The sequence below is a fragment of the Saccharicrinis aurantiacus genome, from assembly GCF_001660705.2.
GTDB classification, from domain to species: Bacteria; Bacteroidota; Bacteroidia; order Bacteroidales; family Marinilabiliaceae; genus Saccharicrinis; species Saccharicrinis aurantiacus.
Map to the genome: position 1 here is coordinate 117494 of NZ_LYBV02000018.1, position 8460 is coordinate 125953.

Below are 8460 nucleotides of genomic sequence, written 5' to 3' on the forward strand. Positions count from 1 at the left end.
CGATTTATTTACTAAACAATAATTTTCACTAATGAACAAGAAGCTACTATCTATCACTATCCCAAACCGCGGTATTTTACTTTTATTGATATATATTATTACTTACTCGAATATATCTGCTCAAAAAAAAGAAGAAAGCCCCAATTGGCACATTCCTGATTTATCAGAAACTGAAACCAACCTTATTTCAAAGGATACCTATGTAGAAATTGAAGACGTAATTCCCATTAGAAATACAAAATATAAGATACGCGTGCCTAAAAACTGGAATGGCACATTAATTAGCGATTTGGATTATTACGATGCTGCCAACTCTAAAAAATATTTATACCTACTTGAAAAAGGCTATGCCATGTCGGGTACCAAAAGACGTCCGGGCAGGTTAAGTAATTATGATCCGGCTCACGAAATACACGATATCATTTCTGTATTAGATATTTTTGAAGCAACTTTTGGTAAACCAGGAAGAACTATTCAATATGGTTGCTCTGGTGGTGGCACCATTACTTTGGCTATTGCTGAAATTCATCCGGATAGGTTTGATGGTGGTATTGCCGGTTGTGGTGCTACAAGTCCTTGGATGGCAAATACGCACTTAGACGGTTTATTTGTATTGAAAGCCTTAATTGCTCCTGAATTGCCAATTATTGATTTACCACTATATAACCCTGAAATTGGAGAAGTAGAAAAGAAATGGAAAGAGGCCATAAGTGAGGCGCAAAAAACTCCGGAAGGAAGAGCTCGAATTGCCTTGGCTATAACAATTGGGCAGTGGCCTGCTTGGGGTGGACCTGGGGAAGCACCGCATGATGCACCCAATGAAGATGACTATTTGGCCTTACAGGAAAGTATGTTTAATAGCTTATTTATGCTCCTACCCTCACAAGGTACATTTGGCACTACCATGCTAGAATTATCGGGCGGAGGACAATTGAAATCAAATGATGGCATTGATTATAAAGAACTTTATAATAATGGATATGAAAAATATAAAAGTGCAGTGAATAAATTGTACAAAGAAGCTGGTATAAATTTAAAAGATGATCTTAAGAAAGTGAATGCTTTCCCTCGAATTGAAGCAGATGCCGTTGCTAAGAAATATTGGAGTGCCCCCGGAAGAACACACATAGGTGAACCAAAAATACCCTTACTACGCATTCACACTAAAGGCGATGGTTTGGTATATCCATCAATGGCACAAGGCTATGAAGACTTGGTTAAAGCTAATGGTTACCACGATTTTTATAGAAGCGCATTTGTTGAAAGATGGGGCCACTGTTCCTTTAGCTTATCAGAGTTTTTAGCTGCTCTGGAAACCATGGAGCAAAGACTTGACAAGGGCGAATGGCCTGATACTTCGTCAAAAAGCATGAATGAGCGTGCTAACAAATTGCTTTCTAATTCAGAAAGTAAATTCTTTGAAATGGAAAGGGTTGAAAAATATAACCGTGTATGGATTCCTACGAAGAAGGAATATTTAGGAGAATAAAAGGAATTCACTGGGAGTTAAGGTTATTTTCTCAACTCCCAGTGAAATTTTCTATGCCCAAAAAATGGCGACCATAATACCCTTTTAATACCTGAAAACGATATTCTGTGGCAAATGCCTTATTGGCTGTTAAATTTATTTAATGTAAAATGCATACTTGCCTTGTTAGTAACAGCTCGAATAAAGAATGTAGGCTGATTTGAATAGGCAAAACCTACAAAACCCAACAGAACCTAGATTTTATTAAATGAGAAGGAAGCCTTGATGGTATGCGAATTTCAGAACTAAAACAGCATCATGAATTGCACCGCAAATAGTTAGTAGAGGATGTGTGGAAAATTCAACAGCCCCGTGTGAGTTTTTTCACAGCCTCGTGTGAATATTTCCACACGGGGCTGTGCATTTTTCAACAGGCCTCGTGTGAATATTTCCACACGGGGCTGTGCATTTTTCAACAGGCCCCGTGTGGAAATTTACACAGACTTAATTTTTACGTAAAATACCCTTGTAAAATATACTAAGCATACTGATAATTAATAGGTATTACTTGCGTGAAATCTCACGCAGCCCTTACGTGAATTATTACGCAAGGGCTTTGTAATAATCTACGCCGAGTGACATGTAATTTCACGCAAAGTTATACCAAACGTATTTTTGAATGATAGATAGAGTGTAGTTATAAAAGCTAAAGTAAATCTGAAAATTATACAATAAACACGAAACCCAAAACCTAATAAAGAACTTTAAAACCCGATTAAAATACTTGGTAGTATTGAAAACGGGTTGTAGTTCAACCGGGAATAATCGCTGGGTCTTGCGGACCGCTCATATTCCTATTTATTAGGCATTGTTTTTACATTTCAACAATTTCGGTCCGCTTTGCATATCGTTTGGAGTTCTCAAGAAATTCTTGTCCATAGCTTGAAGTTATTCTTTCCATTTGAATTCTAAAATTTTCACCTGCTCCTTTATATGAAACTAATAAATAAACTTCTGTCTCTTTCTCATCTAAAAGATTTACAATTTCAGTTTTAAACCTTTGCATAACTGGATAAACAATCTGAAAGTCAATTTGATTCTTGTTATACAAATCAATAATAAGATGCCACCCATTCTTTAACTTGAAAACGGATTCTCCATTAACCTGAACATCCATTTTATTTCCACTTCCTAAGAAACTTCTTTCACGAATAACATGAATTCTCTTGCTTAAATTGGTTTGTGCATGGATATTCAATGTCATAAAAGTCTGAAAGGCAATTATTATAACAAGCTTAATCCTAAAATTCATTTGTAAGTTTTTCTTAATCGAAATCATTTATACTGTTATCTTATGTTCTTCTTAACCTATGCAATACTAGATAATGCCTAACTAATTATATACCCCACTAGTATGGGATATATTTAACAAAAACCAAATATATAAACATTTCGTTAACGTTTGTAAACGTTTACCGCATTAAGTGCTTTAAAAATAAGAGTGATGTGGGCCTTGTTTCTCATTTGCGTCAGAGGCTTTGGGTCTTGTTTGATGCAAGCTTCCTGCAGCCGTGCGGCAACTTTGCATCAGAGTAGCAATGAAGGCTCATGATTTAATTATAAAAACACTGATTATCAGCGATACGATGTGAAATTATTTTAATATAGCCTTGGTATACCTTATTTAAATCACCAAAATCTAAACAATTAGGTTTGATCGTATAAACTAACAAATTTACGAAACAGCGAAGTAGGTAAGCTGATTTGGAAAGGCAAAAACGAGGCCTTTTACAACGATTATGTGATTTACGAAAGTTCATATGATTACACATTATCCTGGGTTTCTGTTCTTTTTCTTGCTTTAACTTCGTACACTATTATCCCAAAAATGAATAGAATAATTAGCACAGAACCTATACCTGATAATCTTCGACCTAGGTAATATGATTTAGGTGTAAATTTAAACTCTATGATATTGTCACCTTTGGGTATATTAATTCCGCGCAAAAAATAATTGGCCTTAAAATAGCCCGCAGGTTTGTTATTTATATAGGCATTCCAACCCGCTTTATAGAATATTTCAGAGAATATGGCAACTTGATTTTCACTGGATACACTCTTATAAGTTAAATGGTTTGGAAGATATTTTATCAAACTGATTTGTGCGCTTGAATCCGATTTAATGGTCTGATTAATTGTGCTACTTTGTTTTTTCTGAACAACAGCAAGTTCTTGATTTAACTCATTAATACTAAGAATCTCTTCATCAGCATTGTTAACAAGCTTGATATCATTAGCAAACCAAGCATTACCCATACAATATTGATTGATAATTGGAGGTGCATCGTTATTATATATAATATACTTTGTATTGAGCATATTTAAAACTGGGGTTTCATATTTAAATAAAGAGTCAATCTTTTCATCGGTGGGGTTTGATTGTAACACATCTATTATAGAAGCCATTTCATCACTGATGTAGAATTCAATCATCTCTTGATAAATCTTCAGTTTAGCGCCGTGGTATCCACCTATAGATTTATGGAAATAAGAGGTCCTACTTTCACTAAATGGATTATTTAATGATAAAACACGGTAGTTAGTGGCAAAATTTAATTCTCTGAAGCTAATTTTATCTTGTTCTGTCTGCCAGTCAGCGGCTTTAATGTTAGCCGGTTTATTCAATGAATTTAATTCGGAATTAATACGCTCCTTAAGTTCTGGAAACTCTTTTATCTCTTGCTCTAAAATAAAACGATCGGCCGCAATTGCTGTAAAAGGATTTTTATATTTATATGCATCAACCCATTGTTCGTATTTCGAACCATTTTTGTCGTTGTTCAAATAGCGCTTATCAACAGACCATAAATCGGCAATTACTATAACTCCTAGAATTAGGAATAAATGCACTCGTTTAATTTTCTCAATGATAAATGCATAAACGATGCCTGAGGTAAGCAATATAAAAAGTAAGCTTCGGAGGCAATCTTTTTTGAATATAGAAACCCTGATATCTGAAATTATACTTTTATAATCTTCTATTTGATTTAAAGAGCTTGAATTACCGACATAGTTTTGTTTTAATGAATTAAAATACTGGATTTCGTTAGTATTAAAAAAGTTGAACCACGTATTGGGTAGTAGATAAAACAGAAAAAACAGCAGAGATACAGAAGCACTTACTATGATGAATTTTTTCTTATCTATTTTATTATTTATTAAATGGTTTAGAAACAGAAACGCAATAAATGCAAATGAAATTTGCACCAATATGAGCATCATTTTTGTATCTCTAAACTTGTTAAAAAGAGGAATGTACTCAATAAAAATATCGGTTAATAAACCATATTTCCATGATAGTGCAATTGATAATATGGAGCTTGCTACAAAAGCCCACTTTAGCCTATCTTTTATAAAAAACACACCCAAGATAAATAAGATAAATATGCTTGCTCCAAAATATATAGCACCGCCTGTGGCATATTGTTCTCCCCAGTATTTCGGAAACTGAGCAAGCTGATTGCGATAGTTAGGGTTTACATTTTTAATCAAGTCCTTTTCTTGCCCTAGCAATCCCATCTTACCCCCTTTAACATTAGGTATAGCCACCGACCATACTTCGCCAAAACCTAAGCTATATTGCTTTATGTAATCTTTATCTAATGCATTATTCGTTACTATAGCATTCTCAGGGGCCTTCTGAATACTTAATTCTGACTTTCCACGGGTAGTAAACTCACTATATTCTTTAGTAACAATTAGGTTTGCAATAGGCGGTATAATACCCAAAACTGCACCCAATAATAAAAAGGAAGAGGCTTTTATGAATTTGGGAAACAGGTTTCTTTTTAGGTGAATGTACAATTCAATTAAAGCTATTGCCATAACCAAGTATAACATGTAGTATGTCATCTGCAGATGGTTTGCTGTTATATGCAGACACATAAATACAGCTACAATGGCGCTTCCTATTCTAAAATTCTTTTTATACGCATAAACTATACCACCAATTATGGGAGCAATAAACGAGATGGCGTGTATTTTAGAATTATGGCCAGCTGCTAAATACAAAATGTTATACGATGATAAGCCAAATGCAATAGCTCCAATTATGGCTAATTCTTTTCGCACATTTGCACAGAGTAACAGAATATAAAAACCTATCATGAGCAGAAACATATAACCCATGGGTTGCGGAATCACTTTTAATACGTAATTTTTTATGGTATTAACTGGGCTTGAGTTCTTCATTGTTATTTGGTAAGCTGGCATTCCTCCAAACATTGAATTTGTCCATAATGGCTCTGAATCAAACTTATTTCTATAGTCATGACATTCTTTACTCATCCCCATCGAGGTAGTGTAATCGTGCTGTTTTAATTTATAACCTAATGTTTGAGGATAAAAGTATAGTCCGTTAATAGCTATAAATACCAATAGGGCTAACAAATGGATTAGAACGTTTTTTGATAAGAGTGTTTTCATCTGTAATTATTGTTGGGTTGTTTTCTAAATATAAGCGCCAAGCGCTCTAATACTATACTATAGGCTAATTTTGATCATTCTAGTCTCCCAAATATAAACCAACAGCTTATACGCTGCAATTATTGTTGGTGCTTGTTATAGCGTTTACCTACATAACGTATTAGTAAATAAAATAACTTCTTCTTTACCTACCAAAAACAAATACATTGTTCCCCTTGATGTAAAGAACCGCCATATACGAGAACCGTATGTACTTTTTATGCAGTAAAAAGTCGTGTTGTGAGAGGAGCTCCGCTAGGCTAAGAACCTAGCAGCGCTCTACTCGATTATACCTAGTTTATTAGTTTTTTAATCTTTCCAATCCAGTCCATTTCAGGTTCATTTTCAAAGAATGGTTTTTGAGCTATTTCTATGTATTTCTCAGCGAATCTAATTTTATTATAACCCTCATTATCTGCAAAGAATGATTTTATGTCATCCTTTTCACTATCGCGTAAGTCAAAAGTCGAATATGAATTTTCAGCCTTTTCTCTTATTGGGCATTTATCTATTATGTTTTGAAGTGTAAAATACTCTTTACAAAACTCCATAAGGGTTTGTTTGTATATATATGGGTTTAAACAATCTTCGATTTCGGTAGGAGGATTCATGGAATTTTTGTTTACGTCAATCAAGTTCGTTTTTAAATTATCCTTTTTGTTGTTCCATAACCTGTAAAAGAATAAGTTCTTGTTGTTATTTTCATAATCAACATCAACTCTTTCTGAATCAGTATCAATGAGACAAATAACTTTTCCTTTAATTTTGTAATCAGGGTCTTTTATTGGCGATAATAAATTGTTATATAATTTTCTCACCTCTTTGAATGAACCTAGTGGCAAAATCCTTAGTTTTTTATCTTCTATTTCCTTTTTAAAAAGAACTTCAAAATATATTTTTTCAGAAAGACCTTCACAAACTAACCAATTGTATGGCTCGTCTTTAAGAATTGAAAAAAGAATGGATTGAACTAAATCATTATAGCTTTTGATATTATAATCTATTGGTAAAGGACCTTTAGTTTTTTTCTTTTCTTGAGTTATTGTTTCTCGGTAATTATAGAGATTGAAAAAATCAGCAGTTGTTTCATTTGAAGAATTTTTCCGGATAGAAGTAGAACTTCCATTCTGTACAATAGGTAAAAAACCATACCAATGGGTTGAAACTAATATTTGATGTTTGTTTTTACTTAAACTAAACAACTTTTCGAATTGGTCATAGCATGCTGATATGTGCAATGAAGCCTCAGGCTCGTCCACTGCTAAAATAATATTAGAATCTGCGTTATGATTTTTCAAAAGGAAAGAATATGCTACATCTACAAGAGCTTTTCTTTTTTCACCAGAACTTAATTCACTTACAGGAATAACTTTATTACCAGATATTGATTTTTTATTTAAAACTTTAATGGAGAAATAAGCTTCAATTATTTTAGAAACTAAATCGGGCATTGTCAAACTATTCTTATGATAGCCTTTGTACTCATATTCTTCAAGGATACTTTCTACATCTTTTACAAAACAATTTAAGTCTTTATTTATTTGTTTTAATGTACCTGGTTTTATAGCCTTCACTATTTCATCTTGAATGTTTTTATCCATTAACTTCTGCATTTCAACAGTTTCTAGCTTTGTGTAGGTGGATACATCAGTTTCGACAGGAATGTATAGATATGAGTAATGAGAAATTATATAATCATAAAACCCTTTGAAATAAGTTTGAATTTCTTCATCAGTAGACTTAATAGATGGGTTAGCTCCAATAAAATCAATTTCAGTTTGATACCCGCCAAAATATATAGAATTGTTATTATGCTTTTTTCCAACAATTAATAAAAAGTAATCATCTTTATTATAAGATTTTGCTAATTCATTCTTATGCTTATTAAACTCTGAAGAACTTTTTGACTTGGATTTTAAATTATTCTCCCAAATAAAATCAGATAGTTTTTCCGCTTTTTTGAATAGCTCTTGGTCAGCAGTTTTTGCACTTCGCAGTTTAGCTTTTTTTATGAGAAAAACAGGTGCGATATAAGGAAAGTTTTTACCTCCAACACCTTCATTTTTAGCTTCATTATTTATAGGCCAATCATTATGTTTCTTATTAATGGCATAATCAATAGCTTCCAAAACAGAACTTTTCCCAACACCATTCTCACCAATTAAACTAGAGAATCCAACACCTTCTGAAATAGGTATAAAAGTTATTCCTTTATATATTTTAAAATGTCTTAGAAATATAGAAGTTATCATTTAGTCAGTTTTTTTTTAATTATGCACAACTTATATATACCCCACTAGTATGTGATATATTTAACAAAAACCAAATATATAAACATTTCGTTAACGTTTGTAAACGTTTACCGCTATAAGTGCTTTAAAAATAAGAGTGATGTGGGCTTGTTTCTCATTTGGGTCAGGTGCTTTTGGTTCTTATTTTGATGCAAGCTCCCTGCAACCGTGCAACGG

General features: G+C 33.1%; 4 protein-coding genes. 1 reads left to right on the plus strand and 3 read right to left on the minus strand.

Annotated elements, in window-relative coordinates; all coding sequences use genetic code 11:
• Positions 1–31: 31 nt before the first annotated feature.
• On the plus strand, positions 32–1489 hold the full coding sequence (locus A8B35_RS07095) for an alpha/beta hydrolase family protein (RefSeq protein ID WP_075602600.1): 1458 nt from the start codon (positions 32–34) through the stop codon (positions 1487–1489).
• 853 nt (positions 1490–2342) lie between these two features.
• On the opposite strand, the gene A8B35_RS07100 is transcribed toward A8B35_RS07095, so the two are convergent.
• The 3 genes from A8B35_RS07100 to A8B35_RS07110 all read right to left on the minus strand — a co-directional run bounded on the left by A8B35_RS07100 (position 2343) and on the right by A8B35_RS07110 (position 8244).
• Positions 2343–2780, minus strand: coding sequence for a hypothetical protein (locus A8B35_RS07100; RefSeq protein ID WP_075602601.1), 438 nt, complete (start codon positions 2778–2780; stop codon positions 2343–2345).
• A gap of 512 nt (positions 2781–3292) precedes the next feature.
• Positions 3293–5953, minus strand: a complete 2661-nt coding sequence (locus tag A8B35_RS07105; protein ID WP_068471940.1) for a YfhO family protein — start codon at positions 5951–5953, stop codon at positions 3293–3295.
• A gap of 332 nt (positions 5954–6285) precedes the next feature.
• Positions 6286–8244, minus strand: a complete 1959-nt coding sequence (locus A8B35_RS07110) for an AAA family ATPase (RefSeq protein WP_068471943.1) — start codon at positions 8242–8244, stop codon at positions 6286–6288.
• Positions 8245–8460: the final 216 nt, after the last annotated feature.